Below are 26,591 nucleotides of genomic sequence, written 5' to 3' on the forward strand. Positions count from 1 at the left end.
GGTATTCACAATTGTGTATTTCCCGGGAGCGTCATTGGTGGCAGACAGGAAATGTAGCGGGCTTTTTGGCCCGCCGGCAATGGAGACGACGCCATGTTTGCGGCCCAGACCATCGACAGCACCGACAAGCCGGCTTTCTACCGCGAACTGGCCACCCAGTTGAAGGCGCTGCTGGAAGGCGAGAGCGACTCCGTCGCCAACGCCGCCAACACATCGGCGCTGATCTTCCAGATGGTGCCCGATCTCAACTGGGCCGGCTTCTATTTCCTGGCGTCCGACGAGGAGCTGGTGCTTGGACCGTTCCAGGGCAAACCCGCCTGCGTGCGCATCGCCGTCGGCAAGGGCGTGTGCGGCACCGCGATCGATCTCGAAATGTCGATGCTGGTCAAGGACGTGCATGAATTTGCCGGCCACATCGCCTGCGACGCTGACTCGCGCTCGGAACTCGTCGTGCTGCTGAGGGACAATGACGGCGTCTTCGGCCTGATCGACCTCGACAGCCCGACGCCCGGCCGCTTCGACAAGGACGACCAGGCCGGCATCGAAGCGCTGGCCGCGATCTATGTCGCGGCGAGTTCGTTCGAGGACTAGGCGAACTTCACCAGCATCAGGCTGAAGCCTCCGATGAACAGGAAGGCGCAGAAGGCGAGCGCCAGCGGGCGAAGGCCGCGCGAGCGCAGTTGCGAAATGTTGGCCTGCAGACCCATGGCGGCGAGCCCCATGGTCAGCATGATGGTGGTGGCGAACGCCATGGCCGACTTCACTTCGGCCGGCACGGCAACCAGGCTGTTCAGCGCCACGACGGCGACGAAAGCGGCGACGAACCACGGTATCGGCGGCCGCGCACCGGATTGGTCGCTTGGGCGATCGCCATTGCTCTTGCGGCGCGCCATCAGGCCGAGCGCGATCACCATCGGCGCCAGCAGGGCGACGCGGGTCAGCTTGGCGACGGTGGCGATCTCGCCGGACTGGGCGCCGTTCTGGAGGCCGGCGCCGATGACCTGTGCCACCTCGTGGATCGAGGCGCCGGCCCACAGGCCGAATGCGTGCTGGTCGAGGCCGAGCACCGGCGCCAGCAGCGGAAAGCCGAGCATGGCGACGGTGCCGAACAGCGTGATCGAGGCGACGGCATAAGTGACGTCCTCGTCGCGCGCATCGGTGACGATGTTGGTGGCAACGATCGCCGAAGCGCCGCAGATCGAGGTGCCGGCGGCAATCAGCTGCGCCAGCTTGGCGTCGACGCCGATCAGCCGGCCAAGCGTAATGGTGAAGACGAAGGTCGCTCCAAGGGTCAGCGCCACGATGCCGACGCCGCCGGCGCCGATGGAGACGACCTGGCCGAGCGTCAGCTGAAAGCCGAGCAGCACGATGGCAAAGCGCAGCAGGCGCTTCTGCGAGAATGCAATGCCGGCCTTGGCGTGGGCGGGCGTGCCGAGCACGTTGGAATAGATCATGCCGGCGACGACGGCGAGGATCATCGGGCTGAACAGCGCGAAGCCGGAGACATTATGGGCCGAGAAGGCCACCCCCGTAATCATCGCCACCAGCACGATCCCGGGGATGACGCCATTCCACACGGAACCGAGCCGCTTCCGGCCCACGGCCAGGTCGGCGGAAATCATGCTGATCGGAATGTCGTTCGCTAGCTGGGCGGCGGAAGACAATGCAATTCTCCGGGCAAGTACCTCAGGAGAATGTCATTCCAGAATCGATCTTTCCAACGAATTGTTCTTGTTGGAATGATCGATTTTTGCGAACGGTCGGCAATGCCTTCAATCTTGCCTGTGCCATGCAACGTAATGACTGGCTCGGTTATGCAGCTTGACGCTCTGCGTCTTGCACTCCAGCGTGGCGTCATGTCCATTTTCTCGCTCGCCATCGCCCAGCGACGTCGCCTCTGCACAGTGCGGAGCGGCAAGGCGCGACGACAAAGACCGGCACACTAAATCGGTTCGTTCGTTCCAGCCCCGCCCGCGATGTCTGCCGGCGGGGTTTTCATGTCTGGAGCCTTTGCCATGTCCAATTCTTCCATCCTGTTTCGGCCGGCCCAACCGGCGGACGCTGCTGCCATCAAGGACATTGTGCGTGCCGCCTATGCCAAATGGGTGCCTCTGATCGGCCGCGAGCCGCTGCCGATGCGCGCCGACTATGACAAGGCGGTCGCCGAACATCCGTTCGATCTCGCCATCGAAAATGGCCGCATCGTCGGCATGATCGAGACCATGCTGGCCGACGATCATCTCTGGATCGAGAATGTCTGCGTCGCGCCAGAGGCGCAGGGCAGGGGAATCGGCCGGCTGCTGCTGGAACGGGCGGAGCAGAAGGCGCTGGAGGCCAGTTGCTTCGAGCTGCGCCTGCTGACCAATGGCGCCTTCATGGCCAATGTGTTGTTGTACAAACGGCATGGCTATACGATCGACCGGGAGGAGCCGTTCATGAACGGCATCACGGTCTATATGAGCAAGAAACTGGGGTAATGGCCGATAACAGGGAGGATCGGATGGCAGTCAGGGTCCGGTTGAAGCCGCTCTCGGGGCGGTATGCCGTTTCGCGCCTCGAAGCAAAAGACAGCATTCCCGGCTGGGCGGACGGGCCGGGCTTCGTCAGCATTACCAGGACCGACGACGAGCTTTCGGTTGTCTGCCTGCAGGATCGGGTGCCGGACGGGGTGAAGCATGACAGGGACTGGGTCGCCCTGAAACTCCAAGGTCCCTTTGCCTTCGACGAAACAGGCATCGTCCTGTCGGTGATAAAACCATTGTCGGAAAACGAACTCGGCATTTTTCTGGTATCCACCTTCGATGGTGACCATCTGCTCGTCAAAGCCAAGGATGAAGCCGCGGCAAGGGGGCTTCTGGTCGCGGCGGGGCACACGCTTCTGTAGCCGTAGGCTCAATCGCCCGCCCTTGCGTTTGACATCGCTCTTGCCCCATCGCTATTCCTGAACCGATACGACGATCCGGCGATCGCCCCCCATCAATTCAGAAATCCCCCGAGGAGAAGCCCGTGTCACACAATCTGCAGTTCTATATCGACGGCGTGTGGGTCGATCCTGTCGTGCCCAGCACACTCGACGTCATCGACCCGTCAAACGAAGATGCTTTCGCGCAGATTTCGCTCGGCTCAAAGGCCGATGTCGACAAGGCGGTTGCGGCCGCCAAGCGCGCCTTTGAGACATTCGGCTTCACTTCGGTCGAGGAGCGCCTGGATATCCTCAACCGCATAATCGAGGTCTACAAGAAGCGCAGCGCCGATCTGGCGCTGGCCGTATCGCGCGAGATGGGCGCGCCGCGCCAGATGGCACTCGACAGCCAGGTCGGCATCGGCCTGGCACATCTGCGGAAGATGGCCGAGGTGCTGAAGTCGTTCGAATTTCGCCAAGTCAAGGGCTCGTCGCTGATCGTCAAGGAGCCGATCGGGGTCGTCGGCCTGATCACGCCGTGGAACTGGCCGCTGAACCAGATCACCTGCAAGGTCGGTCCTGCGCTCGCCGCCGGCTGCACCATGGTGCTGAAGCCCTCGGAAATCGCGCCGCTCGACGCCATCATCTTTGCCGAAATCATCGACGAGGCCGGCGTTCCCAAGGGCGCCTTCAACCTCGTCAATGGCGACGGCCCGGGCGTCGGCCAGGCGCTGTCCAGCCATCCCGATGTCGACATGATGTCGTTCACCGGTTCGACCCGCGCCGGCATCCTGGTTGCCAAGGCGGCCGCCGAGACGGTCAAGCGCGTGCATCAGGAACTCGGCGGCAAGTCGGCCAACATCCTGTTTCCCGATGTCGATCTTGAAAAGGCGGTGAGCAAGGGCGTCGCCGGCTGCTTCAGCAACTCAGGCCAGTCCTGCAACGCGCCAACCCGCATGTTCGTGCCGCGCGACCGCCATGATGAGGCGACCGGCTACGCCAAGACGGCGGCCGAAAAATTGACCGTCGGCCCGGCCGATGCGGCCGGTACCAAGCTCGGCCCGGTGGTCAGCCAGATCCAGTTCGACAAGATCCAGGACCTGATCCAGGCCGGCATAGATGAAGGCGCGACGCTCGTTGCCGGTGGCCCCGGCCGTCCGGCCGAACTCAACCGCGGCTACTATGTCCGCCCGACCGTGTTCGGCGATGTCACGCCCGACATGCGCATCGCACGCGAGGAAATCTTCGGACCGGTGCTGGCGATCATGCCTTACGACACAGTGGAAGAGGCGATCGGCACCGCTAACGACACCGTCTATGGCCTGGCCTCCTACATTCAGGCCAAGGACATTCAGAAGGCCCGCGAAGTCGCCGCCCGCATGCGCACCGGCAACGTCTACATCAACTATCCCCAATGGGACGCCGGCCTGCCCTTCGGCGGCTACAAGCAATCCGGCAACGGTCGCGAATACGCCGAATACGGCCTCGAGGATTTCCTCGAGATCAAGGGCATCGCAGGCTACGAGGCGGCGGAGTAGGGGCTACCCCTTGGGGACCGGCAACCAGCCGGTCCCGAGGCTTCAGCTCTCAAACGTGCGGCTTCACTCTTCCCGGAAAGCTTTCTGGATCTGATCCGACAGCGGCTTCACCAGATAGGAAAGCATCGTCCGGTCGCCCGTCGGGAAGAACACCTCGGCCGGCATGCCCGGCGCCAGCGCCAGCCCGCGCAGCTTGGCGACCTCCGTTTTCGGCAGCGTCACCCGCGCCACATAGAAGGCTGCTCCGGTGCGCTCTTCGACGGTGAGATCGGCCGAGATCCGCGACAGCGTCCCGGTCAGCTCCGGCGTGGTTTGCCGATTGAACGCCGACAGGCGCAAAATCGCATTCTGGCCCATCGTCACCTGGTCGATATCCTGCGGTGCGATATGCGCTTCAACGGTCAGGTCGTCCGTCACCGGTACGATCTGCATCACCTGTTCGCCGGGGGTGATGACCCCGCCGATCGTATGCACCGCCAACTGCAGCACCACGCCATCCTGCGGGCTGCGCAGATCGATGCGCTTCAACTGGTCCTCGGCCGCTACCTTGCGTTCGACGAACTCGGAGATCTTTCCCTGGGTATCGCGTAAATCGGTCGCGACCTCGCTGCGAAGATCCTGGTCGATCTGGATGATCTGCAGTTCGATCTCGGACGCCTTGCCTTTCACCTGGGCAATTCCCGCGGTCAACTGGCCATGCTCGCCTTCGAGCCGCACCGCGTCCCGTTCCAGCGACGTCATGCGGTCGATTCCTATCAGCTTGCGATGCCAGAGCGACCGCACACCTTCCAGCTCGATCTGGATCAGCTCGATCTCGCGGCGTTTCGCCTGCAGCTGCTCGGTCAGGCCGGCACTCTCCTGCTTCAACTGCGCGATCCGTTCGCGCAATTGCGATCGCTGGCCAGACCGCGCCTGGTGCCGGAAATCGAACAGCGATTGTTCTCCGGCCATCGATGCGGCGACACCGGCTTCGTCGCGCCGCGATGTCAAAACGTCCGGAAAGCTGATCGTGTCCTTGCCGTCACGCTCCGCCTCCAGGCGCGCCAACCGTGCATAAAACTCATCCAGACCTTTTGAGACGATCGCCAGATTGGCGCGTGTTGTCGTTTCATCCAGCCGCACCAGAATATCGCCCGCCTTGACCCGGTCGCCTTCACGCACCCTGATCTCGCCGACCACGCCGCCCGTCGGATGCTGAATCTTCTTTACATTGGAATCGACCACCAGCCGGCCGGCTGCGATCACCGCACCCGACATCCTGGTCACTGCCGCCAGGCCGCCGACACCGCCGACAAGCAGCAGACAGGTAGCAACGCCGGCCACGAGATAGCGGCGGACCTGCCGATGATGCAAAGCGGATATGTCCTCGCTCATGCCGGAACGCCTCTCTCCGTGGCGGCAACGACCTTGAGCGGCGCGGCGGATCGAAAGACCTTGTTCAGCACCTCGTCCTTCGGACCGAAGGCCTGCACATGGCCATTGGCCATCACCAGCACCGTATCGACATTGGCCAGCACACTGGACCGGTGCGCGACGACGATAACGATGCCGCCGCGTTCCCTGATGCCCTGGATCGCTGCGGACAAGGCCACTTCACCCTCCGAGTCGAGATTGGAATTCGGCTCGTCCAGGATGACCATGAACGGATCGCCATAAAGAGAGCGGGCAAGGGCGACACGCTGCCGTTGCCCTGCCGACAGCGAGGCGCCGGCTTCGCCAACCTTCGTGTCGTAACCGTCGGCCAGATGCACGACGAGATCATGCACGCCGGCGGCCTTGGCTGCCGCAAGCACCATGTCGGACGACGCATCCGGGTCGAAGCGGGCGATGTTCTGCGCAATCGTGCCGTCGAACAACTGCACATCCTGCGGCAGATAGCCGATATGTTTACCCAGCTCGTCGGCCGGCCACTGGTCAAGCGTCGCGCCGTCCAGCCGCACGGCGCCGCGCGCCGGCAGCCAGACACCTGCAAGCGTACGCACCAGCGATGATTTGCCGGAAGCACTCGGGCCGATGACCCCCAGGCCCGCTCCCCTGGCCAGTGAAAAACTTGCATCCCACACCACCGGCGTGCGTTCGCCCGGCGGCGCGACACTGACATTCTCGACCGCCAGCGCGCTGACAGGCGCGGGCAGGGTCACGCCGGTTGCGCCTTCCGGCAGCGCGGACAGAAGCTGCTTCAGGCGTGCCCAGCTTTGCCGCGCTGAAATGAAACCCTTCCAATGCGCTATCGCCAGTTCGATCGGAGCCAGCGCCCTGCCCATCATGATCGAGCTTGCGATCATGATGCCGCCGGTCGCCTCTTGCTTGATGACCAGATAAGCGCCGATCGCCAGCATTGCCGATTGCAGCATCAACCGCAGGATCTTGGAAATCGTGCCAAGCGTTCCCGCGACATCGCTGGCTGCCGCATGGGCGTTCAGGTACTCGGCATTGACGGCAGACCACCGCTCGGCCATACGCCCGCCAAAACCCATGGCCTGCATGGCTTCGGCATTGCGCCTTGTCGCCTCGGCCAACGTGCTGCGGACGGCCGCGTGCTGTCCGGCGATCCTTGTCGGGCCGCGGGTCCGGAACTCGGCCAGAAGCGTCAGTGCAAACAGGACAACGGCGCCGGCAAGCGCGGTAACGCCGATCCAGAAATGAAAAATGAAACAGATGCCGATATAGAGCGGCATCCATGGCAGGTCGAACAAAGCGGTCGGTCCGGCACTGCCGATAAAGGAGCGGACCTGATCGAGATCCCGTAGGGGTTGCAGCCCGTCGCCGGAAGGCTTGGCGCGCAGCGGCAGGCGCATCAACGCCGAATAGACCGACGGGCTCAGCTTTGCGTCCAGCCCCTGTCCCAGCCGCACCATGAGGCGAGAGCGGATCAGCTCCAGCACTCCCTGAAACACGAACAATGTTCCCGCAAGCACCGCCAGGCCGACCAGCGTCGGCACGCTGCGACCCGGAACGACGCGGTCATAGACTTGCAACATGAAGAACGAGCCGGTCAGGGTCAGCACGTTGACGACCCCGCTCATCAGGACGATGCCCGAAAACGCACGTCGAAAGGACGCCAGGATTCCGACCAGCGTAAGCGGCGTCGATGGCGTCAGCTGCATGCAGGCTCGCAATCAGGATATGGCATCTCGTCCTTCAATAGATAACTGCCTTGAGTGTGACATGGACGGGCAAGCCGGCCTGGAACTGCGCGCTGCCCCGCGCCACCAGCCAGCCGTCCGCACGCTCCAGGCGCGCAACGACCTGCAGCGTTGGTGAAGCGGTCGAGCTTGCGGGCAGGGGCAAGGAAAATTCTATCGTCTTTGAGCCGCCCTCGCTCTTGAGGCTGGTTTTGGCGGCGCGGCGTCGCCCACTGTCCTGAATGGCGGGATCCTCAAGATAGATCTCGAGATGACCTTCCGGGATAGCCTTGCCGCCCACAAAGGTGACGGCGCCGCGAATATTGGTTGCGCGAATATCTGGCGATTGCGCTGCCGCCGCCCCGGTGGCCGCGGCGACTGCCGCAACTCCGGCGGCCATTAACACTGTGCGGCGGTCGGTCATCGCGTCCTCTCCCTTTTCACTGCGCTGGGGTATGCGGGAGGGGAGCCTGACGGCACCCCTCCCGGCAACGCGTTAGATGACAATGAAGTCTGCAGCCGAAAGATCCAGATTTGTGTTCAGGTGTGCAAACTGAACGGCTGCTCCCTGTCCGGAACCATCGGCGTCGTAAGACAATATTCCACTGTCGGTGTCGTAGATGATGCGGTCGTCGGCATCATGAGCAACACCGGCTGCGCTCTTGTAGAATGAGCCCAAAGCGAGGGCGCCGTCGCCGCCAACGCTGGCAAAGATGAGGTTGTCCAGCAGGATCGTATCGTCGGCGACCTTGAAGTCCTTGATCCAGTCGATATTGCCGTTCCCGAGTTCTGTCGAGAAGCGGAAATAGTCGTCGCCGGCGCCGCCGGTCAGCGTATCGGCAGCCAGCCCGCCATCCAAAAGGTCGCTGCCGCCGCCGCCATTGAGCGTATCGGCGCCCGCAACGCCCGGCTGAGCTGGTGCCGGCGGGAATTCGACCGATACGTTCAGCTTGTAAGTCGAGCCCTCCGGCACGGATTCCACCCAGCCATCGCCAGGAGCGGAGTCCGACCATTCGCCCTCCACAATATAGTAGGTTCCGGTTTCCTGAACGATGAAGCTGGTGCTCGAATCGCGGCCGTTGTTGGAGCCGGGGTCGTTGCCGCCATCGTCGTTCTGGGCGACGATATTGCCATCGCTGTCCAGCACCCTGACGATGCTGTCATGGACATTGGGGTCGGCAATGCCATCGATGTCGATAGTGATGATCGTGCCGGCCGCCAGGTTGATGCTGTAATATCCGCCCAAGCCGTTTCCGGTGGCATTGACGGTGGTGTGAAGGGTGGTCGTCGAATCGAAGATGTCGGGGTCGGCGGTCAGCGAGAAGTTGTTCGAGATGTCGAAGGCGGTCGAGACCGAATTGTTGGTAGCGTCCGGTCCGAGCGTGGCGTAGCCGGTGCCCATGCCCGGGCGTGGCGGAGCATCGCCCTGATAAGCGAAATCGCCAAGCAGGGTGTCATCGCCGCCGCCGCCGTCGATCTTGTCGGCGCCGCCCTGGCCGGTCAGCACATTGGCCGCGCCATCGCCGGTCAGGTGATCGTTGAAGCCCGAGCCAGCCAGATTTTCGATCGAGATATAGGTGTCGCCGCCGGATTTGCCGCCACCCAGTTTGAGGTTTTGCCCGCTGGCCGCGTCGGCGTAGTCCGCCGTGTCGCTGCCGGCGCCGCCATTCAATATATCGGCGCCGCCACCGCCGGTCAGCGTGTCGTTGCCGGCGCCGCCGGAAAGTTTGTTGGCCTGGGCGTTGCCGATGAGATGGTCGTCGAAGAACGACCCGACGGCGTTTTCGAATCCGACCAGGATGTCGTGCCGGATAACGGTGCCGCGCCCGACGATCTGCACCGGGCCATCGCCGTCGCCGCCATTGGCCGTGCCATTGGCGAGGTCGATCGTCACGCCGGCGGAACTGCCTTCGTAGACGACCGTATCAATGCCGGCGCCGCCATCCAGATAGTCCTGGCCGGCGCCGCCGATGATCGTGTCGTTGCCGGCTTCACCGTACAGGATGTCGCCGTCATTGCCGCCATCCAGTATGTCGTTGCCGCCGCCGCCGTTGAAATAGTCGCCGCCGCCCCGGCCCCAGAAATGATTTGCCGCCGACGTACCGATGAAACGGTCGATGCGGTCATCGGAGCCGATCAGGTTCTCGATGCTGTAGAAGGTGTCGCCGGTGGCGGTGCCGCCATTGGCAACGTTCGTCTCGAGATTGACGAGCAGTTGGAAGGGGCTCTCCTTGCTGAAGTCTACCGTGTCGACGCCGGCGCCGCCCCTGAATATATCGACGCCATCCTGGCCGCTCAGCGTATCGTCGCCGTCGCCGCCGTCGAGGATGTCATTGCCCTGGCCGCCGAGGATCGTATCGTTGCCGCGGCCGCCATAGAGCGTGTCATTGCCGTCGTCGCTCTCGGTCTGGTCTGGAAGGTCGGCGACATCGATGGTGTTGTTGATGTCGCGGCTGGCGAGCGAGTCGCGGCCGCCGATGATGAGATCATCGCCGCCTTGGCCGAAGATCGTGTCGTCGCCGGCGCCGCCGTCGAGCGTATTGTTGCCATTGTCGCCGAAGATGACGCTGGTCATCGTGTTGTCGCCGATGGTCGGTGCGGTTTCGGTGCCGCCGTCTCCAGGCTGGAGTGTCGACTCGTCGGCGTAGATGATGTGTTCGACGTTGGCGATTTTCCGGATATTCAAGTTCCGGTTCAGCAGAACGACCGTGTCATTCCCGCCATTCGCTTCCTCGCGCACGATGTCGTCGAGAGAATCGACGAAGTAGGTGTCGTCGCCGCCATTGCCGGCCATGCGGTCGCCGCCGCCGCGGCCATCCAGCACGTTGGCTCCGTCATTGCCGATCAGGACGTCATCATAGCTGCTGCCGATGCCGTTCTCGATGTAATAATCGGTGCCATCGGCGTTGTGCCCGGCAAAGATCGACACATTGTTGCTGTGGCCGTTGACGCTGGAGAACTGTCCGGCGCGCAAATCGAGGATCGTGCCGGCCGTCGAGCCGGAGAAGTCTATCGTGTCGGTTCCGCCGGTGTCATGGATGACAAAACCGATATCGTGCTGCATGCCCGACGAGGTCAGCCGGTAGCCGTCCACGGCACTGCCGAAGCCGTAGACGTTGTCGCCCGTGTTGAGATCGATATGCTGATAGGTGCGCACGCCGTTCTCGTCGACGGTCGAGAAAAAGCGGCGGATGACCGCCTCGATGTCGGCCATCATCGGCGTTGACGCCGACCAGCGGCTGGTTTCACCGACATCGATCCCGTCGAAATAGGACATGACGCTGTATTGCTGACGGTCGTAGGTCCAGGTCGCATTGTTCAGATAATTGATCTGTACGCCGCCGGGGCCGCTGTAATTGTAGAGCCCGGGGTGGTTCAGCCCGAACTCATGACCGAATTCATGGATGAAGGAATCGAAGACATAGCCGCCAATATCCGTCTTGTTGACCTCGGTGTCGTGGAAACGCTGGCCGATGCTGACATAGCGGTCGTTGGAATAGGCGCTGCCGTCGTCCTCTTCGCCCAGTTCGGGGCTGACAACCTGCATCCAGTCCGTTGCGCTGTTGTATGGTGCATTGTCGACGATTTCGAACTTCAAAGGGGTGACACTGGCCCACATCTGCAAGGCGCCGATCGCGGCGGCCTTGTATTCGGGATGGTCATTGAGCTCGGAGACATTGATCCTCAGCGTTCCCGCCGCGATCGCCGGCGTTATCGACCGGTCCAGCGCTCCAAGGTAGGTGAGAAAGGCCCCGTAATCTTCGCTTTTGCCGTACGGGTTGTCCGGCGTCTGGTCGTTGACCCACCATTGATCGCTGGTTTGGCTTGGGTTCGGCATCCTTGGGACTCCTTGGTCTCGCAGCCGTGGCAATTACGGCTGTATGGTTTAGCAGTTGCCAACCACCGACAAGCATCGTTTGCGCTTGCCGGTCGAGCCCCGTCCCAGTGCCAACAATGCTATTGGAATCTTCGCTTGTCTAGCCTCTGTTCGCGCTCAGTACATGTGAAGGTTCTTGGGCGCGCTTGTACCGGCGGGTTTGAGATACTCGTTTGTTGTCGATCGTGGTGGCGCTAGGCTATGTCCATACTTCGCCAACCTAGCCCAGCTTGCAAGGTGCTGGGGCACTAGAGGAACCCGTCCGGCGCGCGAAATGTTCATATGTCACGCGCCAGGGGTCGCTCTCCGCTCGTCTCTCCTCGCCGATCCAGTGAAAGCTGTCGGCGGTGATCTCGGTGAACCGCCACCGGGCCTGCAGCCCGCGCGAGTCCTCGCCGATCTGGACGATGTCCTTGCCTTCGGCCCGCCCGATCTGGCGCGAATAGTCCTGGTTGAGCGGATCACTCCAGATGATGTGCCAGCCACCGATCCCGGGATCGAAGACGCGCAAGGTCGTGCCATACATGGTGGACGGGGCAGGGCGCGTGGGCCTGATCCAGATGTCCTGAATGGCGCGGCCTTCGAGCACCCAACCAAAGTGACACTCGCCATCCCATTTCTGAATTGTGCCCTCGTTGCGGTGGTGGAGTGTCTCCATGTCCCAGCTGCCGATCAACCAGCCATAGAAGTCCATGTCTTTCGCCCGGTCGGCTGGCGGGCCTTCGGATGCGAGAGCGGTGAGAAACGTCGTCATGATTGTCTCCAGGGCAAGCCGCGCCGAAACACTGGGCGTTCAACCATCGCAGCGTTGCGGGTTCGGGGTCTTGGGAAAAATTGCGGAATGCTGCTGTGAAGGCAGCCGTCCTTCCGTGTTCGCGCCATACCGAATCTATGCGCGAATGCTAATGTAGCATCGGCGGGTACCCCAATGCCCGCCTGGCCGGCGCCTCCTCAGGCAAGCTCTTGAATGAGCGGCGCCGGCCGCTGGCCTGGGCGGCGTCCAAGTTCCTGCCGGGGAAATATGAGGCTTGGCGGGAGGGTTATCGCTGGGCGGTTTTGGCCGGCATTTGGATATCGGTCTGTATTCCCAGAACGTCCGCTGCCCAATCGCGCAGTTCCGGAGAAGCATCGCCCGATTTCATGATCATTGGAACCCAATCAATTCTCGGGCGGCGCTTCATCTTCCCAGCCGGCCAGCTCCGGCAGGTCGTCAAGCCAACTCTTCTCCGTCGCCGAAGCTTCGCCGGCCTGCGGTACCGCCTCTGTGGCGTTTTGCATGAGCGAGTCCATCCACTTGCGATAGGCAGCCGGCGCCAATTCGGGCGGCAGCACCTTGGCCTTGGCCAGCATGCGTTTGCGGAAACTGAGTTGCCGGCGCAGTTTGGTCGTCGTGAACTTTATCGCCTTGCCCTGGTATTCCACCGTCCAGCGCCCATCCCCATGGCTGGTCAGCCGGTCGATGGCAAAACCCGCATCGACCGGCCTGTCGCGCCAGGGAAGCTCGATGGCATTTCGCCTCAGATCGAGTGCCCATCGCCGGTAGTCGGCACCGGTACGCTGCGGCGGCAGCACGCCAGCCTGTTCGAGGATTTTCCTGCGAAAGGTAGGCTGCTTCTTGATCTGGCCGGTTGTCAGCTCGATGCGATGCCCACGGAACTCGACATGCCAGCGGATTCTCCCGTTGCCGACATATTTTGCCAGCCTGTCGATGGCGAACTCGTCGTCGGACAACTCCACGCATCCCTGGCGGATGCGTTCGAGGATGTACTGGCTGTCAGTGGGCATGACGTGCCTTGGCTGGGGAACCTGGATTCGAACCAGGACTAACGGAGTCAGAGTCCGTGGGTCTACCGTTAACCTATTCCCCAAAAAGCCTTGTTTTCCAAGGCTTTGGCCGAACGAGGGAAAAGCCGTTAGACACTTTTCCTGCGCGAGTTAGACAGAACTCGTTCTCGTTTCGGGCTGGCTTGTATCACATTCGCCATGTCGATCAAGACCCCTGAGACGTCTGCGCTCGAAGAATAATGCTCGGCCATCTCGACGGTCTCCTGGCCGAGGAAGTTCTTGATGTCCTCCAGCCGGTAGCCCAGCTCGCGCAGGTCTGTGGCCACGGAATGGCGCAGGCCGTGCATGGTCAGGCCTTTGCTGGCCAGGCCGCGCGAGACGCACTGGTCGAAGAATTTGCCGATCGAGGCGGAGAAACCCATCTCGGTCCATGGTTTGCGTTGCGAATTGAGGTAAAGCATCGTGACGTCGATTTCGGCGACCGGCCAAGCTTGCAGCGCCTCGTCGAGGATCCGTTTCAATTCGCCGAGCGCCGGCAGCTTCATCAGCTTGCCGTTCTTCGAGGCGCGGAAGGAGATGTAGCCGTCGCGATACGCCATGCGTGGCAGGCGCAGAATGTCGCCCCGGCGCATGCCGAGAAAGCGTGCCAGGGCGATCGGCACCTTGTAATGAAGCGGTGCCGCCGCGAGCACATTGATACGCTCTGTCCTGGTCCAAGGCCGGTTTTCCTTGCGCCTGTCGGCGGCGATCTTGGCCTTCTCAAGCTCGAGGCAGGGGTTCGACGGCACCAGCCCGTATTCCTTGCCGTGCTTGAACGCCGAGGAGAGCATCGCCATCATGTGATTGGTGAAGGCGCCGCGCCGCTTTTTGACCGTCTTGTCGCGAAGCTTGGCCATGAAGGCCGTATCGATCAGCGACAGCGGGGTGGCTGCGATCGGCTTCAGATGGTCCATGTACTGCTGATAGTCGGAGCGGGTACGGGGCGCGAGGTCCGTGAACTTCGGCGATTTCTTGTAGCTTTCGAGCAGGGCGCCGAGCGTCCCACTGGCGACCGTCTTTGGCGCGTGCAGCTTGTCGAGCCGATCGACCTCCGCGGCCAGCGCCTGCCCGGTCAGTCTGGTGTCGATCGGCGTGCCGCTCTTGCGGTGATAGATCCGCTCGATGCCCAGCCGATCCTTGTAGCGCTTGAGCCCTGTAATCTTAATCCTCATCGAGCAACCCCAACCAATCATCCCCACTCGCCGGCGCCGAAGCGTTCCGGCTGTCCAACCACTTGTCAAGCGCCCGCACATCATAGCGCACCAGGCTGCCGATCCTGGTCGGCGCAACCCGTACATGCGACTTCAACCATTCCACCGACTTGCCGCCGCAATACTCGGCGGCCTCTGCCGCCGAGAGCATGCGTCTGGGTGGTAGAGAAACGGTTCGTTCATGCATTCAGGTGGGCCTCGCCAATATTCCGAGATACCGCTGCAGGCGGTCGAGGAAAGCGAGTTCCGCCTTCATGGCGCCCCAGGGCTCTATCGCCCCGACGAGCTTCGGCGGCGGCAGCGATATGCGTGGCAGGCAGGCGCTGTCGGGCCGTGCACCGAACAGAGCGGCGGCTTCAGCGATCAGCATTCGATCGTCCATATCGCGGATTTTTTGGGAGTAGGTCGGCACGGACTCGATGTCGGGCAGGTCCGCAGCCTGATAGATCGCGTCGTCGATGCTGCGCTTTACCGAGGCGATGGCACGATGGGCCAGTCGCTGGACGAAATCATCGCCATCCAGTCCGGCGTCTGAGGCAAGCTTGCCGATGTGATGCTGGATCAGGTCGACAGCCGGCCTGGTGAAGTCGCCCAGAACGTATTCGTGTCCGTCATGCAGCAGGAAATAGCCGGCAGCTACGCCGTCGCCTGTTTCTCGAAACATCGCGTCGGCACCCATCACGCAATGCTGCGCCACAGGGTAGGCCGGGCAGCGATAGAGGCCGTTGAAACGCGCCAGCTTTGAAAGCGTGTTTGCCATGTCCGCGAAGCTGATGTCCGATGCCTTCGGATCCAGAAGATCGAAAGCCGAACCATCAGGCTTGAATGTTGGAATAGTGGAGGGTCGGTTGGCCATGCCGACCGCCCTCATTGGTGCACCTGCGGCATGGCCGCCTCTACCGCTTTGATGACGTTGGCCCTGATTGTCGGGAAGATCGGCAGGCGGTCGAGATAGCCCGCCAGCACCGAAATGCAGCGTTCCCGCTGGCCGGACCACGGATCGAGAAGCAGGGCGCCGCGCGAGGCGCAATATTCGCCCCAGACCTGCAACAGGCTCTGGGTAGGCTGCGCATCGCCAGGCAGCGGCGGACGGTTCGGCGCCGCATGCCGGGCTTTCTCGATCATATCCTCCAGGAGATCGGGCCGAACGGTGATCTGCTTGGTGCTGGCGAGTGCTGCCATATTTGCGGCGCTGTCGCGGAACTCGATGATCTCTGCGGTCGTGAAGCCGGCCCGCACGAGGTCTTCCGGCCTAACCCCACCAGCGACCGCAAACAGGTCGCGCATGGCTTCCGCCATTTCCAGGCAGCGCGGGTGAGTATCGACAGCCGTCTCCGGAAGATCGCGGCGGGTCTGAGGCGAAGGTCGGTTGGATGAAAACAAAGCGGACTCCTTGTGTTTGGACGTTTCAGACAAGACCGATGGTGATGGCGGCGCAGAACAGCAGGGCTGCGGCGAAGGCCGCAGCCTCAAGGCGCGTCGCTTCACGCCCGTAGCGGCGGTGCTGATACTCTGCTTGTCGGGACATCCCGATCTGCTGACGCAGCTGCTTTTCAATCGCTGACATCGCCTGGTCTCCTAGATGCTGATATGGTAGGTAGTGCCTACCTACATTGTCAAGTACGGTAGGTAAGAAAGGAGTGTGGTGGCTTGTGATTTGTCGCAGTCGCGCCTGCTGTTTGTACTTGTTTTGTTCCCCACAGTGAGTCAGATTGACGCGCAAAGGAGGCGGCGTTGGTCACGTATTTTGTGGTTCAGAGTTTTAAGGTGACGCCCAAAGGGGCGATCACATCGGGAGAAGTCGTAGAGGTGCAAAGCGTGGAGCACGCTCTCCGCCTGGCCGAGAAACTGGCGGCGAGTTCTGCCGGAGTGGTTGCTTTCAGCCGAACCGGGGATCCATCGACCGGTGAATTCGAGGACGCCGTCATTCTCTATGCGAACGGAGCAGTCCCGGCACTCGAAGCCGAATTGGCGATGGCTTGCTGATTCCGGGTCGCGAGAAACTCACGCTGAGTGATTGCGCCGGTGGTCAATGATGCTCTCGCATCTCGAAGTGGCATACTAGGCGGGAGCTTCACTGTAGTGCAGGGGCCGCCGGGATGCAGCTTGACTTCGTAGATTGATTTCCCAACTATGGCTGTATGAGCACCGTCGCCAAAATCCGTCGCGATTTTCTTTTCCGGGTTTGCCCCATAGCGGGATCGTAACCCCCGGCTCGGCTGCCATGCGCCCCGAGCCGAGGGGTCAATATTTAAAAAGACATTTGAAATTGGCGCGGGGTCGCATCAGTCCCTGCAGCATCGGCGCATTCCGCAATAAATTTCCGTCGCACTGACAACCGTCGACGACCCCTGGCGGGTCCCGACGCGAGGCAGAAACATGAGCTCTCAAATGCAAAACATCAAGAAAACCCGGCGCAAGCCGAACATCCGCATCTCCCAGTCGGATCACGCACGTTTGTCGGCCCTCGCTAACGCCGTTGCGGCCCGAAATCCTGAGGCAGCAGATGAGCTGCTCGCCGAACTCGAGCGCGCGCGCATCGTCGCCCATGGCTGGGTCTCGGCCGGCACCGTCCGTATGGGTTCGACTGTGACCTTCAAGCCCGACACCGGCGATCGGAAAACGGTCACGCTGGTTTTCCCTGGCGATGCGGACATTTCCGAAGGCAAGGTTTCGATCCTCACGCCGATTGGCACAGCCCTGATCGGTCTTTCGGCTGGGCAGTCGATCATGTGGGCCGCCCGGGCCGGGCGCCGGCACGAATTGTTGGTGCTTGACGTGAGCCAGCCCGCTCCGGAAGGCGATGTCGCCGATCGGCGCGCGCCAGCGTCTTCGACAATTGCTGAGGGCGTCTAGACATGGGCGTTTCCCTCCGTCTCTTCAATCACGCGGGCAGCCTCATCGCGGGAGTGTGACCCCTGCGCCGGCCTATCATGGCCCGGCACAGGGGTAACTTTCCACACCCGATCAATTGCTTGATGCCGGATCCCTTTGCACAGGGCCGGCTGGAGACGCGCCATGCTCACTATCGATAGCTGCCATCTGACCACCAAGGACTACACCATTCTTGAAGTGATGCAGGAGCGCCAATCTGCCCGCGGCGATGCCTTTTCGGCTATACTTCAACGGAAGATTTCGAGCGCAGTTGTAATGTTTCGGGAAGACATCCCGCCAAACGTGGTGACACTCAGTACCCGCGTGGCCTATCGGGTGAACGACGGCCCTGCCGAAACCCGCATCGTCGCCCATGACGAGATGCGCGGTCTGGTTGGCATGCTTTTGCCGATCACCAATCCGCGCGGCCTTGCGCTGCTTGGTCTGGCCGAAGGTCAGTCCATATCCATTCCAACAAAGGACGGTGGCCTTGAAACGCTGACTGTGCATGAAGTGGTCTATCAGCCAGAAGCCGCAAGGCGCGAGAGACTGAAGTTGGCGGGGAGTGCTGCGGGTTCGTGTCGACCGGACGGACCGGTTCTGCGCGTCGTCCATCGTTCCGATAAGGCGCAAGACACAGCGGCAAAGCAAGTCATCGCGGCTTTCGACACCGGGTTCGACGACCCGGGTCCATCAGCCGCCTGAGAAACCCCTGATGTGCCCAGTGAGGCCAACGGCCGTAGCGACAAGCTTTGCCCACTTCTGAAATCGGATGTGTAGGGGAGGGGATCGAATGATCCCCACCTGTCCACCGATCAATAGTCGTTGTTGTAGTACCGGTCGTCGCAGGGTGCGGTGTAGATGCGGCCGCGGCGGTCCTGGTAGCGGCAAAGCTGTTCGCCGCGGCGCTGTGGCGTGGTTGACTGGCCGATGACGGCGCCGAGCAGGGCGCCGCCGGCGGCGCCGACGACCGTGCTTTCGGTGTTGCCACCCAGCGCCTGACCGGCGAGGGCACCAACGCCGCCGCCGATGAGGGCGCCCGTGGTCGCCCTCTGCTGCTGTTCAGTCTGGGTCGCGCAGCCTGCCAGAGCGGCAGTCATGAGCACGGCGGCAATGGCTTGTCTGATCATCATCTTGGAACTCCTTTGAAGCCCCAAACGCGGATTGGAGCGAATGGTTGCCAGTTGCTGGCGCATTGCGGCCAAACGGCGGCGTGACTTCTCACGAAATGTGTCGCCGGTCACTCAAGACAAGTGGACAGGTTTCCCTAACCAAATCGCAGGCGGCGCCGGCCTTTACTGATGGGTCAATACCATGGTGCGAGGCGATGGACAAAGCAGCGGAGCCGGACTTTGACAGGCGAAGGGCTCGCGCTGCCCAGTATTTGCGCATGTCGACTGACAGGCAGGTCTACTCCATCGACAATCAGAGGGACGCCATCCGCAGCTATGCCGAGGTCATGGGATACGAGATCGTTGCCACATATGAAGATCCTGGCCGAAGCGGGCTCAACATCTGGGGGCGCCCGGGTTTGAGGCGGCTGATCGAAGATATCGAAAGCCGGCAGGCCGATTTCGAAACAGTCGTGGTCTATGACGTCAGCCGATGGGGACGCTTTCAGAATACCGATGAAAGCGCCTCTTATGAATACCGATGCCAAAGAGCCGGAGTGCGGATCGAGTTCTGCGCGGAACTGTTCGTGAACGATGGGAGTATCGGCTCCGACGTGCTGAAGGCCATCAAGCGCAGCATGGCAGCAGAGTACAGCCGCATGCTGTCAAACCGGGTCTTTGCTGGCCAAAGCCGCATAGTCAAACTGGGTTTCAGCGGAGGAGGTCGCGCCGGTTTCGGCCTCAGACGTCTTCTTGTCGACGGCTATGGAACTCCGAAGGCAATGCTTCATCGCAATGAGCGAAAAGGTCTGGCCAGCGACCGCGTCATTCTCGTTCCCGGGCCTAAAAGTGAAGTTTCGACCGTCCGATGGATATTCAACCAGTTCGCGAAAAAGGGAAAGACGGACGTCGAAATTGCGTCTGCTCTAAACGCGCGCGGCCTGGTCACCGAGTTTGGCCGGCCATGGACGAGAGCGTGCGTAAGCACGATCCTGGCCAGCGAGAAATATATCGGCAACAGTGTATGGAACCGGATATCCCATCGGCTTCTGGACAACCGCACAAGGAATCCGCCGAGCGCGTTTATCCGTGCTGACAATGTTATCGAACCGCTTGTAGCTCGGGCGCTGTTTGATCGCGCGCAAGCCATCAAGAAGGCGCGCACTTACCTCACGCCTGATCAGGAACTGCTGGCCGATCTTACCAGGCTTCTGAAAGAGCGGGGGAAGCTGTCGAGCCCAATTATTGACGCCGCCCCCGGATGCCGTTCAGCCAACATTTACATGCACCGATTTGGAAGCATGAAAGCGGCCTACCAGTTAATCGGATACGATGGGTCGGCGAATTTTCGGAAACTCGACATCAGCAGGCGGCTCGAGCAGATCCGGCAGCAAACGATCGAGAGCTTGATATCGGGCATCGGCAGGGTTGGTGGGTCGGCGCTGTACGATCCCCGAACAAAGCTTATGCGTGTCAATCAAGAATTCTCCGTGGCCATCTGGATTGCGCAATACCGGGTTATGGTCGGCGGATATCCGCGCTGGCCATTCTGGAAGCGGGGTCTCATCGGGCCGGACATGACGATTTTGATCAGAATGGAGGCCGACAATCAGAGTATTCGCGACTTCCTGATTGCGCCCGCCCATGAAGCTCAGTCTGCCTGCGGCGCGCTGAAGGCCGAAAATGGCGTGCGCCTTAATGCCTTCCTCTTCTCTTCGCTTGTTCCTGTGGTGGAGATGGCAAGACGCGAGCCGATATCGGCAGGTGCCTTAAGATGAAGAAGCCTGAACTTCGCCGCCTCGTCCAAACGAACCGGCACGCCAGCCGACTGACGGACGATTTGCAGGGACCATTGAACCCGCTGCTTGGCCCTGCCTTCTTGCAGACCTACAAGCGCAAATCGGACGATATGCAGGATTTCATCAAGGAAGCCGGCGCGGTCCATCAACAAATGGAAAGCGCCGTCACTGCCCTTCACGAGATCTTGCGCGACGCTGAGTTTCGAGCGTTGCTGCAGGCGGATGGTTTTGCAACGCTACCTTCGATGTTGACGCAAAGGGCGCCATGCGGCGAGGCGGATGCCGGTGCTGCTGAAAAACAGCCAAACACGTTTCCCCCTAGCACCGAGCCGCAACTTATCGGAGGTATCTGCGTCGAAGTTCTCGAACTCATGAAAGATTTTGGCGCGCCTTTGAAGATCTTCGCCTTGTTACGAGAGGCAGTACCGAGCCGGCAGATTGAAATTGTTCGGCTCATGATAGCGTTGGACAGCGTGCAATTTCGAAGCGCCAGGGTCTTGATCGCGCTCACACCACTGTCGCTTCTCACCAGTCCATCGGCTGACAGAAAGCAATTCGACGGTATTTCCCCTTCGCAAATGGCTTCTATGGAAACCGACCTTGCCAAGGTCAGCCGTGACTATCTGAACGCTGCCAACACCTACGGTGCAAGAATGCTCAACCTGATCGCCGCTACAAGCTATTTTGACCGACTGCTGAACAGCCCCAAGATGGTGCGGTATCTAGCGCGCAATTTCGGCGGGCAACTCGAGGTATTTCAGAAGTTGCTCGACTTCCGAGACAATGGCTTCAAAAATCGCGCGCCGCCAATGGCAATTCGTCATCTCTCGGCGGGTTGACAATTGCTCCGCAAGCGCCATGCTGCAGTGCAGCATGGCTAGCTATGAATCCAGCATCATCAGGTCATCGCGCATCGAATGCCTGGACGGGCTTCGCGCGCTTGCGGCGATCTGGGTGCTGGTCGGGCACTGCCTGCTTCTGACCGGCTGGCAGGTTCCCATCGTCGGCGAGCCGGATCTTGGCGTCGACCTGTTCATCATGCTGTCCGGCTTCCTGATGGTGTTCCACTATCAGCTGCGCCAAGACAAGGAGCCCTGGCAAAGGCCGGAAACTTGGTTGAAATTCTGGACGCGTCGCTATTTCCGGATCGCGCCGCTGTTCTACGTCATGCTTTTCCTGGCGCTGGCGCTTGGCCCCTATCTCTACGATTGCAGGATCATCATCGACGATTTCCTCTCGAGATCGCAGCAGGCGCCAGAACGCTATCTCGACGGCAGCCTGAAGAACATCGTTGCCCATCTCACCTTCCTGTTCGGACTGGTGCCGAACCTCGCCTACCGCACGCCGCTGCCCGACTGGAGCTTGGGGCTGGAGATGCAGTTTTATGCCGTGTTCCCGGCCGTCATGCTGCTGGTGCGCAGGCTGGACTGGATCACGACCGCCATCCTGGTCGCGGCCGTCGGCTGCGCCATCGTGTTTGCGATGCGGCTGTTGTCGGTCCATTTTCCGATGCCGTCCTTTCTGGCGCTGAAGATGCAGATATTCCTATGCGGGATGCTGCTGGCGGGCGTTGTGCATCAAACCCAGCCGAGGCCGTTCCTCTATCTGGCATTGGCCATGCTTTTGGCGGCGCTGCCCTTTGGCGGCGACTACGGGCTGGGCAAGCTCCTGGTGCGCGAAGCGCTGGTGGCGGGCTTCTTTGCCTTGGTTCTCTACCGCATGCTGCCGGGAAAGGCGGGAACGCTGGCGCGGGCGATCGCCGTGACGCTCAGCAACCGGTTCTTTCATCTGATGGGAGAGCTTTCCTTCAGCATCTACCTAATTCATCTGCTGGTGCTGCAGCCCGTCGCGGCCTTCGTCATCAGCGAATACCGAAACGAGCTGGCGGCGCCGCTGCGCTTCGCGATCGTCTTTGCCGTGGTGCTGCCGACGGTGACCTTGCTGTCCTGGATCACCTACACTCTGATCGAGGTCCCCGGCCAGAAGGCGGGCCGCTTCGTCGTCCAGCGCTTTGGCCGAAAGGCCGCGCCCGCGCTGGAGAGAACGCCGGCGGAGTAGGGCGCGAAGCCAGCCGATCTCCTCGAACTGACTCCACCTAGAACTGGGTCACGCCTTCTCTCGCGCGACGAAGCGACAGCCAATGCCGCAGCAGGGCCCGGATATTCTTGTCGCAGCTTCTCTATCTCAGCCTTCGCCTCACCTAGATGCCCAAGGCGTGCCTGGCACATCGCCAGATAGCCATGAATGTACCAAAACGGGTGGGCCTGCCGGGAAAACGCCAAGATTGCTTCCTGATATTGTCGCAGCATTAGCAGAGCCATGCCTCGGATTTCCCAGTGCCATGTCGCCGGAATTGGATCGCGTTGAAGCAACTCATCCATCGTCTTGAGCGCTAGCGCGAAATCACCGTTTCGAAGAAACAACTCTGCATGGTATGCCATCGCAGTGGCATTGGCGGGGTTTAGGCTGATGGCTCGTTCCAAATGGGAGGCTGCCAACTCGTATTGCCGCTTGAGAATCAGCGCCATTCCGAGCAGCGCATGGCCAGTCGCCGTCATCCAAGCCAATTGCGGTTCGTGCGGCGGCCGCCATTTAGGCGGTTCCTGCCTGATTACGACAAAATGGGGATCTTAATTGGGCGGGGAGCAGGCTGGCTGGATCCCCATCGCGATGCTTGGTCGCTGCTCGCGAACCCACGCTCAAGCAATAGTGAGCTTGCTCCGCATTGAGCATCAAATATCCAAACAGACGCCGGCCCGGCAAACAGTGGGCGAACTCCCAATGAATGCAACGATCAGCGATCCCCGCAGTACCGATGGCTGCGGCTAGGGTAATCGCAAGGGTGATTTCGGCCTGCTCGGCGGAGCGGCCCTCCGTCTAGCTTCTGCCGTCCAACTTACGCTTGATTTCGATCGGGACTCGCTTGCCTGGGTGACCCACGTCAATTCGCAAACCCGCAGCTTTGTGTTTGGCGCCTAGTCGCAGGATACCGGCGTCCTGCCTGCTAGAATACAAGTAGCGCTCAGAAAAGTGAGCCCGCTGGCGATTATAGAGCCTCCCCCGTTCCTTCGGCGCTGGTTGGACGCCTGGAGAGCGCTGTTCCCCCCAATACATTTCGAGCATTCTAGTGGGGGCAAGCGGGAGGGTCACAAACGCTTTTTTGTGCGCAAATCCTCCGTCGCCATAGGAACGGTGCACGTACTCTGTTGGGGTAATTCTCACAACTGGGCTATCGCTCGTGATTAGAAGTTGGCGCATTGGTTCGACTACAATCCAGCTCATATCGTTCAGGATATCGGTCAACGGAGCAGCGGCTGAAATCGACATTAGGCCGGCGCGTCTATCAACCGACATCGTGTATCGAGTCTTGTCATTGAAAAATTCAAAGAGTTTCTCACGTTCTTCTTTGGTGGTTTTCTTTTCCCCTCGCTCTGCTTCCATCCTATCCAAGGTTTCATCTAGCCGCCCGCGGTCGCTAAAACCCACGTTTCCAACAGCCTGGATCATATCTCCATAAAGGCGTGCAGTAGCATTCAGCATTGCGGGACTTCGTGTGTACAGAGTCGCGACAAACAATGAGAAATCGAAGCGCTCTTGCCCTTTTAGTGTCTCTCCTCTCAGCAATTTCGGGTATAAGGGCGCGGCGGCGGACTCGACCTTGCCAAGCCATTCTTCAAGCTGATCGTTGTATTCTCCATCGAGGCCTTTGATTGAATAAAAATTCGTCTCTGCGGCCGTATTCTCAGCGCGATCGGCGCGGGCGCTCCCTTCGCGCTTGTCGTAGGTCCACACTTTCCCCTCCGGGTCGACAAAATTTGCAAGGTAGAAACGGGGAACAAAGTGCTGTTTCTTCGGTCGGCTCATGGTGCAAAGCTTGGGGCTGGTTGTGAAGTTGGGTGAGTTGCAGGAAAAAGGGGGCAAATCAAGCGAACTGGCGGTGCAGCTGCCCGCCGTGCTCAAATTCCCATCTGTCGGGCTATCGCTTTGATCGCCGCCACCCAGCCGCCACGGCGTCTGCTTCTGAGCAGAACCATCGTTCGCCTTTGGCTTCAGTGATTTTGGTGGCGCTGTAATATTTCTGCCCAGGCACGTGATAGATGCGCTCGCCTTCTGCTGAAATGTTCCCTTTGATAAGGCAGCCGTTGGTGTCGCTGCCGAGAGCAAATAGCGGTGCCGACGTTGTTTGCCCGTCGTCGCTGTGCTGTGCTCGCCAGTCCCACGGCGGCTGAAACGATCCTACCCACAAGCCGACCTTTGACCCCTTGGCCTTCGCCTGTTGCGAGGCATACGCACCGTTGCTGTATTTCGGCCAATCGAGCGCTTGACCGCGCTCGACCATCCATTCTGCCACCCCTGAGCCGTCCGCGCGCCGGCAATCGCCCACGTAGCGGCCATAACGATCCCATGTAACGAAAGAGCATTGAACCGGCCTGGAGGCGGCTAGGAAGCTGTCCAGCGCATCGGCAGACCGCCGACCGCAGGGATACTCGAAGCCCTTTGCATCGTCGCAATATTGGCGGCTCTCCGGCGCGTCGATTCCGTTGAAACGGATGCGTTGGCCGTGCACCTCAATCGTGTCGCCGTCGATAACCGAAGCCATCCCGGTTATCGGCGCGGGACTCGGCTTGGTCAGGTTCTGTAGGTTGATCTCAGGCAATGAGCCGCTGTGCTGCATAACGAACTGCGTCGCCAATGCCGCAGCCGCAGCTACCGTCACGAAGATCACGCGCAAAGGCATGCCTGCGAACCGGTTCTGGCGATACCCCCTCGCTCCGGTTCGCTTTCGCCATTTGTCGGACCGGTTCTCATAGCGAGATCGCTCTACCATTTTTCAGTTCTCGCAGCCGATACCGTCGTGATCGCCGTCCAATTTGTTAGGATCAGCGCCGTTGATCGTCACCGGGCCAACTACGACCGGCCTATTCCCCTTTCCACCCGCACAATCCAAGTCGCCGCCACCGCTCGGGGCCGTACCTCGATAGCGCTGGACGACTGCTACAACCCGCGCGCCGTCACTCTCAATGTGCGTGTTTTGGCTGTTCGGATTGAATGGATCGACGGTTTGCAAAAGCTGGTTGGCGTGGTTCGAGTCGCCGGCCGCGAGTGTCACCGTATCGTAATGGTTCAAATAGTCGGCAGCGCATCCCGAAACTAGCACTGCAATTGTAGCGGTCGAAAACAAACGCCAATACATGAAAGTATCCCCCGACACCCAACCAGATCATGCACCTTTTGAATTTTGTTGTCGAATCTGCCGACGAACGGGCTTGCACGCGGTCTTCCACTACGCAATGTTGCCGATGGGCAAACAATAAATTTGGGGCGGCAACTGTGAAGCGATTTGTCTTATTGATGTCGATGTTCGCTGGCGTGGCAGGGTGTGCGACGCCTCCTGAGAGGATCGCAGGAGTTCCGAACGCCGGCCCGTGTACGCAGGCTGACAGAGAGCGGTTGGCCGTCATTTCAAACCAGCAAAACAAGGCCGCGACCGGCGACGCCTTGGGGGTTTTTCTCATAGGCGTGCCCGTGTCTTCGATGTCAGGAGGCGACCACGAAACGGAGATTGCAATTCTTAAGGGACGCTGCGGCGCGCCAAAAACCTAAGTCACGGAGCAGCAAACATTCAAACAGACGCTAGCTCAGCAAACAGCAGGCGAATTTTGCAATGAATGCAACAACCAACGGTCCCGTTAGCACCGAGAGTTGCGGATAGGGTAATCGCAGGGGTGAGTTCGGCCTTGCGCCAGTACGTCTCCAGCCCGGTCAGCACCGTTCTCGGAGTGCAATCCATCTACGCCGAACCGTTTTCCGGTCTCCAGATTCGCCGCAAAGCTATCGATCGAACGGCGACCAATCATCCGCTGCTCGATTCGATCTGTCCACTTCGCGAGCGTGGCCAAACGAAAATTCGGAACTGCAACTATGGCACTTGTAATGGTCCTGGCCGCTATCTCGATAAAGAAATTGCAGGATCGACCGCTGTCTCTTTTGATAGCAGTTGGCGCATATCCGGTGCTGCGGCTCGCCGTTTGTTTGGTCGGCGCGAAGGTCATACGCGAAAGTCCCGCCGCCGAAATCCCGCAATTGGTAGCGCTCCGCAATTGCGTCCCAATTCTCATATGAAGCGATGATCGCTTCCAACTCGCGGATGGTATCGCGTGCGCCTGCGGTTGCTTGCTGCGCGGTCAAAATGGTCTCTTGCAGGTCAATCACTGCCGCATTGAGTTTGACCCTGTCATCAATATTCTTCAGCCCCTTCGCCATCTCGTAGGCGGTTGTAAGAGCACTGTAACCGGTTGCTATTTCAGCAATTACCATCTCTATCTATC

General features: G+C 60.6%; 27 protein-coding genes and 1 tRNA gene. 10 read left to right on the forward strand and 18 right to left on the reverse strand.

Annotated features, from left to right (window positions below):
* Nucleotides 1-93 precede the first annotated feature (93 nt).
* Nucleotides 94-591 (forward strand): free L-methionine (R)-S-oxide reductase MsrC, encoded by a 498-nt coding sequence (msrC, locus tag NKJ57_RS09245; protein WP_023689662.1) that lies wholly within the window; start codon nucleotides 94-96, stop codon nucleotides 589-591.
* Here the strand turns inward: msrC and NKJ57_RS09250 are convergent.
* Nucleotides 588-1,622, reverse strand: a complete 1,035-nt coding sequence (locus tag NKJ57_RS09250; protein ID WP_502902062.1) for a YeiH family protein — start codon at nucleotides 1,620-1,622, stop codon at nucleotides 588-590. The genes msrC and NKJ57_RS09250 overlap by 4 nt on opposite strands.
* A gap of 393 nt (nucleotides 1,623-2,015) precedes the next feature.
* Between NKJ57_RS09250 and NKJ57_RS09255 the strand changes: the two genes are divergently transcribed.
* From NKJ57_RS09255 to NKJ57_RS09265, 3 genes are all read left to right on the forward strand, one after another.
* Nucleotides 2,016-2,477 (forward strand): GNAT family N-acetyltransferase, encoded by a 462-nt coding sequence (locus NKJ57_RS09255; protein ID WP_023672550.1) that lies wholly within the window; start codon nucleotides 2,016-2,018, stop codon nucleotides 2,475-2,477.
* A gap of 23 nt (nucleotides 2,478-2,500) precedes the next feature.
* Nucleotides 2,501-2,884: an ACT domain-containing protein gene (locus tag NKJ57_RS09260; RefSeq protein WP_023700600.1), complete on the forward strand. Its 384-nt coding sequence runs from the start codon at nucleotides 2,501-2,503 to the stop codon at nucleotides 2,882-2,884.
* A 122-nt stretch (nucleotides 2,885-3,006) separates the two neighbouring features.
* Entirely contained in the window at nucleotides 3,007-4,440 is a 1,434-nt protein-coding gene (locus NKJ57_RS09265; RefSeq protein ID WP_023672552.1) for an aldehyde dehydrogenase family protein, read from the forward strand.
* A gap of 63 nt (nucleotides 4,441-4,503) precedes the next feature.
* Here NKJ57_RS09265 and NKJ57_RS09270 read toward each other — a convergent pair whose 3' ends face one another.
* The 11 genes from NKJ57_RS09270 to NKJ57_RS09320 all read right to left on the reverse strand — a co-directional run bounded on the left by NKJ57_RS09270 (nucleotide 4,504) and on the right by NKJ57_RS09320 (nucleotide 16,044).
* Nucleotides 4,504-5,814, reverse strand: coding sequence for an HlyD family type I secretion periplasmic adaptor subunit (locus NKJ57_RS09270; RefSeq protein ID WP_352513324.1), 1,311 nt, complete (start codon nucleotides 5,812-5,814; stop codon nucleotides 4,504-4,506).
* Nucleotides 5,811-7,547, reverse strand: a complete 1,737-nt coding sequence (locus tag NKJ57_RS09275) for a type I secretion system permease/ATPase (RefSeq protein ID WP_352513322.1) — start codon at nucleotides 7,545-7,547, stop codon at nucleotides 5,811-5,813. Before NKJ57_RS09275 ends, NKJ57_RS09270 begins: the two co-directional genes overlap by 4 nt.
* Nucleotides 7,548-7,581: 34 nt before the next feature.
* On the reverse strand, nucleotides 7,582-7,989 hold the full coding sequence (locus NKJ57_RS09280) for a hypothetical protein (protein WP_352513320.1): 408 nt from the start codon (nucleotides 7,987-7,989) through the stop codon (nucleotides 7,582-7,584).
* A gap of 72 nt (nucleotides 7,990-8,061) precedes the next feature.
* Nucleotides 8,062-11,403, reverse strand: coding sequence for a M10 family metallopeptidase C-terminal domain-containing protein (locus tag NKJ57_RS09285; RefSeq protein ID WP_352513318.1), 3,342 nt, complete (start codon nucleotides 11,401-11,403; stop codon nucleotides 8,062-8,064).
* 259 nt (nucleotides 11,404-11,662) lie between these two features.
* Nucleotides 11,663-12,196 carry a hypothetical protein gene (locus NKJ57_RS09290; RefSeq protein WP_352513316.1) on the reverse strand — a complete coding sequence of 178 codons (534 nt, stop codon included), beginning with the start codon at nucleotides 12,194-12,196 and terminating at the stop codon, nucleotides 11,663-11,665.
* A gap of 404 nt (nucleotides 12,197-12,600) precedes the next feature.
* Nucleotides 12,601-13,227 (reverse strand): hypothetical protein, encoded by a 627-nt coding sequence (locus NKJ57_RS09295; protein WP_031193778.1) that lies wholly within the window; start codon nucleotides 13,225-13,227, stop codon nucleotides 12,601-12,603.
* Nucleotides 13,228-13,236: 9 nt separating this feature from the next.
* A tRNA-Gln gene (locus NKJ57_RS09300) sits at nucleotides 13,237-13,310 on the reverse strand.
* A 45-nt stretch (nucleotides 13,311-13,355) separates the two neighbouring features.
* Nucleotides 13,356-14,438: a tyrosine-type recombinase/integrase gene (locus NKJ57_RS09305; RefSeq protein ID WP_352513315.1), complete on the reverse strand. Its 1,083-nt coding sequence runs from the start codon at nucleotides 14,436-14,438 to the stop codon at nucleotides 13,356-13,358.
* A gap of 226 nt (nucleotides 14,439-14,664) precedes the next feature.
* Nucleotides 14,665-15,333, reverse strand: a complete 669-nt coding sequence (locus tag NKJ57_RS09310; protein ID WP_352513314.1) for a hypothetical protein — start codon at nucleotides 15,331-15,333, stop codon at nucleotides 14,665-14,667.
* Between the two features lie 11 nt (nucleotides 15,334-15,344).
* Entirely contained in the window at nucleotides 15,345-15,764 is a 420-nt protein-coding gene (locus NKJ57_RS09315) for a hypothetical protein (RefSeq protein ID WP_352513313.1), read from the reverse strand.
* Between the two features lie 121 nt (nucleotides 15,765-15,885).
* Nucleotides 15,886-16,044 (reverse strand): hypothetical protein, encoded by a 159-nt coding sequence (locus NKJ57_RS09320; RefSeq protein WP_352513312.1) that lies wholly within the window; start codon nucleotides 16,042-16,044, stop codon nucleotides 15,886-15,888.
* Nucleotides 16,045-16,211: 167 nt separating this feature from the next.
* On the opposite strand from NKJ57_RS09320, the gene NKJ57_RS09325 reads away from it, so the two are divergent.
* The 3 genes from NKJ57_RS09325 to NKJ57_RS09335 all read left to right on the forward strand — a co-directional run bounded on the left by NKJ57_RS09325 (nucleotide 16,212) and on the right by NKJ57_RS09335 (nucleotide 18,056).
* The gene (locus NKJ57_RS09325) at nucleotides 16,212-16,463 is read left to right on the forward strand and encodes a hypothetical protein (protein ID WP_502902060.1); all 252 of its coding nucleotides are present in this window, start codon (nucleotides 16,212-16,214) and stop codon (nucleotides 16,461-16,463) included.
* A gap of 405 nt (nucleotides 16,464-16,868) precedes the next feature.
* Complete coding sequence (rnk, locus tag NKJ57_RS09330; protein ID WP_352513310.1) at nucleotides 16,869-17,333, forward strand: nucleoside diphosphate kinase regulator; 465 nt, start codon at nucleotides 16,869-16,871, stop codon at nucleotides 17,331-17,333.
* A gap of 162 nt (nucleotides 17,334-17,495) precedes the next feature.
* Nucleotides 17,496-18,056 carry a GreA/GreB family elongation factor gene (locus tag NKJ57_RS09335; protein ID WP_352513308.1) on the forward strand — a complete coding sequence of 187 codons (561 nt, stop codon included), beginning with the start codon at nucleotides 17,496-17,498 and terminating at the stop codon, nucleotides 18,054-18,056.
* Nucleotides 18,057-18,166: 110 nt separating this feature from the next.
* On the opposite strand, the gene NKJ57_RS09340 is transcribed toward NKJ57_RS09335, so the two are convergent.
* Nucleotides 18,167-18,484, reverse strand: coding sequence for a YMGG-like glycine zipper-containing protein (locus tag NKJ57_RS09340; protein ID WP_352513306.1), 318 nt, complete (start codon nucleotides 18,482-18,484; stop codon nucleotides 18,167-18,169).
* A 194-nt stretch (nucleotides 18,485-18,678) separates the two neighbouring features.
* Between NKJ57_RS09340 and NKJ57_RS09345 the strand changes: the two genes are divergently transcribed.
* From NKJ57_RS09345 to NKJ57_RS09355, 3 genes are read left to right on the forward strand one after another with little or no spacing between them, the layout of a single operon-like run.
* On the forward strand, nucleotides 18,679-20,241 hold the full coding sequence (locus NKJ57_RS09345) for a recombinase family protein (RefSeq protein ID WP_352513304.1): 1,563 nt from the start codon (nucleotides 18,679-18,681) through the stop codon (nucleotides 20,239-20,241).
* The gene (locus NKJ57_RS09350; RefSeq protein ID WP_352513302.1) at nucleotides 20,238-21,101 is read left to right on the forward strand and encodes a plasmid partitioning protein RepB C-terminal domain-containing protein; all 864 of its coding nucleotides are present in this window, start codon (nucleotides 20,238-20,240) and stop codon (nucleotides 21,099-21,101) included. Before NKJ57_RS09345 ends, NKJ57_RS09350 begins: the two co-directional genes overlap by 4 nt.
* A gap of 34 nt (nucleotides 21,102-21,135) precedes the next feature.
* A complete protein-coding gene (locus NKJ57_RS09355) occupies nucleotides 21,136-22,320 on the forward strand; it encodes an acyltransferase family protein (protein ID WP_352513300.1) in 1,185 nt (394 codons plus the stop codon).
* Here NKJ57_RS09355 and NKJ57_RS09360 read toward each other — a convergent pair.
* From NKJ57_RS09360 to NKJ57_RS09380, 5 genes are all read right to left on the reverse strand, one after another.
* Nucleotides 22,218-22,820, reverse strand: a complete 603-nt coding sequence (locus NKJ57_RS09360) for a tetratricopeptide repeat protein (RefSeq protein ID WP_352573685.1) — start codon at nucleotides 22,818-22,820, stop codon at nucleotides 22,218-22,220. The two genes, NKJ57_RS09355 and NKJ57_RS09360, sit on opposite strands and share 103 nt — an antisense overlap.
* 319 nt (nucleotides 22,821-23,139) lie before the next feature.
* Nucleotides 23,140-24,222, reverse strand: a complete 1,083-nt coding sequence (locus NKJ57_RS09365) for a DUF4238 domain-containing protein (protein ID WP_352513298.1) — start codon at nucleotides 24,220-24,222, stop codon at nucleotides 23,140-23,142.
* Between the two features lie 16 nt (nucleotides 24,223-24,238).
* Nucleotides 24,239-25,000, reverse strand: coding sequence for a thermonuclease family protein (locus NKJ57_RS09370; RefSeq protein WP_352513296.1), 762 nt, complete (start codon nucleotides 24,998-25,000; stop codon nucleotides 24,239-24,241).
* Nucleotides 25,001-25,093: 93 nt separating this feature from the next.
* Complete coding sequence (locus tag NKJ57_RS09375) at nucleotides 25,094-25,456, reverse strand: calcium-binding protein (RefSeq protein ID WP_352513295.1); 363 nt, start codon at nucleotides 25,454-25,456, stop codon at nucleotides 25,094-25,096.
* A gap of 638 nt (nucleotides 25,457-26,094) precedes the next feature.
* On the reverse strand, nucleotides 26,095-26,580 hold the full coding sequence (locus tag NKJ57_RS09380; protein WP_352513294.1) for a hypothetical protein: 486 nt from the start codon (nucleotides 26,578-26,580) through the stop codon (nucleotides 26,095-26,097).
* Between the last annotated feature and the right edge of the window lie 11 nt (nucleotides 26,581-26,591).

This window comes from Mesorhizobium sp. M0077 (genome assembly GCF_040322955.1).
Taxonomy (GTDB): domain Bacteria; phylum Pseudomonadota; class Alphaproteobacteria; order Rhizobiales; family Rhizobiaceae; genus Mesorhizobium.

What these genes read in the sequence shown, in the direction of transcription:
- msrC (WP_023689662.1), top strand. Translation starts at nt 94, where the DNA reads ATGTTTGCGGCCCAGACCATCGACAGCACCGACAAGCCGGCTTTCTAC.
- NKJ57_RS09250 (WP_502902062.1), bottom strand. Translation starts at nt 1,622, where the DNA reads ATGATTTCCGCCGACCTGGCCGTGGGCCGGAAGCGGCTCGGTTCCGTG.
- NKJ57_RS09255 (WP_023672550.1), top strand. Translation starts at nt 2,016, where the DNA reads ATGTCCAATTCTTCCATCCTGTTTCGGCCGGCCCAACCGGCGGACGCT.
- NKJ57_RS09260 (WP_023700600.1), top strand. Translation starts at nt 2,501, where the DNA reads ATGGCAGTCAGGGTCCGGTTGAAGCCGCTCTCGGGGCGGTATGCCGTT.
- NKJ57_RS09270 (WP_352513324.1), bottom strand. Translation starts at nt 5,814, where the DNA reads ATGAGCGAGGACATATCCGCTTTGCATCATCGGCAGGTCCGCCGCTAT.
- NKJ57_RS09275 (WP_352513322.1), bottom strand. Translation starts at nt 7,547, where the DNA reads ATGCAGCTGACGCCATCGACGCCGCTTACGCTGGTCGGAATCCTGGCG.
- NKJ57_RS09280 (WP_352513320.1), bottom strand. Translation starts at nt 7,989, where the DNA reads ATGACCGACCGCCGCACAGTGTTAATGGCCGCCGGAGTTGCGGCAGTC.
- NKJ57_RS09285 (WP_352513318.1), bottom strand. Translation starts at nt 11,403, where the DNA reads ATGCCGAACCCAAGCCAAACCAGCGATCAATGGTGGGTCAACGACCAG.
- NKJ57_RS09290 (WP_352513316.1), bottom strand. Translation starts at nt 12,196, where the DNA reads ATGACGACGTTTCTCACCGCTCTCGCATCCGAAGGCCCGCCAGCCGAC.
- NKJ57_RS09295 (WP_031193778.1), bottom strand. Translation starts at nt 13,227, where the DNA reads ATGCCCACTGACAGCCAGTACATCCTCGAACGCATCCGCCAGGGATGC.
- NKJ57_RS09305 (WP_352513315.1), bottom strand. Translation starts at nt 14,438, where the DNA reads ATGAGGATTAAGATTACAGGGCTCAAGCGCTACAAGGATCGGCTGGGC.
- NKJ57_RS09310 (WP_352513314.1), bottom strand. Translation starts at nt 15,333, where the DNA reads ATGGCCAACCGACCCTCCACTATTCCAACATTCAAGCCTGATGGTTCG.
- NKJ57_RS09315 (WP_352513313.1), bottom strand. Translation starts at nt 15,764, where the DNA reads ATGCGCGACCTGTTTGCGGTCGCTGGTGGGGTTAGGCCGGAAGACCTC.
- NKJ57_RS09320 (WP_352513312.1), bottom strand. Translation starts at nt 16,044, where the DNA reads ATGTCAGCGATTGAAAAGCAGCTGCGTCAGCAGATCGGGATGTCCCGA.
- rnk (WP_352513310.1), top strand. Translation starts at nt 16,869, where the DNA reads ATGCAAAACATCAAGAAAACCCGGCGCAAGCCGAACATCCGCATCTCC.
- NKJ57_RS09335 (WP_352513308.1), top strand. Translation starts at nt 17,496, where the DNA reads ATGCTCACTATCGATAGCTGCCATCTGACCACCAAGGACTACACCATT.
- NKJ57_RS09340 (WP_352513306.1), bottom strand. Translation starts at nt 18,484, where the DNA reads ATGATGATCAGACAAGCCATTGCCGCCGTGCTCATGACTGCCGCTCTG.
- NKJ57_RS09345 (WP_352513304.1), top strand. Translation starts at nt 18,679, where the DNA reads ATGGACAAAGCAGCGGAGCCGGACTTTGACAGGCGAAGGGCTCGCGCT.
- NKJ57_RS09350 (WP_352513302.1), top strand. Translation starts at nt 20,238, where the DNA reads ATGAAGAAGCCTGAACTTCGCCGCCTCGTCCAAACGAACCGGCACGCC.
- NKJ57_RS09355 (WP_352513300.1), top strand. Translation starts at nt 21,136, where the DNA reads ATGGCTAGCTATGAATCCAGCATCATCAGGTCATCGCGCATCGAATGC.
- NKJ57_RS09360 (WP_352573685.1), bottom strand. Translation starts at nt 22,820, where the DNA reads ATGACGGCGACTGGCCATGCGCTGCTCGGAATGGCGCTGATTCTCAAG.
- NKJ57_RS09370 (WP_352513296.1), bottom strand. Translation starts at nt 25,000, where the DNA reads ATGCCTTTGCGCGTGATCTTCGTGACGGTAGCTGCGGCTGCGGCATTG.
- NKJ57_RS09375 (WP_352513295.1), bottom strand. Translation starts at nt 25,456, where the DNA reads ATGTATTGGCGTTTGTTTTCGACCGCTACAATTGCAGTGCTAGTTTCG.
- NKJ57_RS09380 (WP_352513294.1), bottom strand. Translation starts at nt 26,580, where the DNA reads ATGGTAATTGCTGAAATAGCAACCGGTTACAGTGCTCTTACAACCGCC.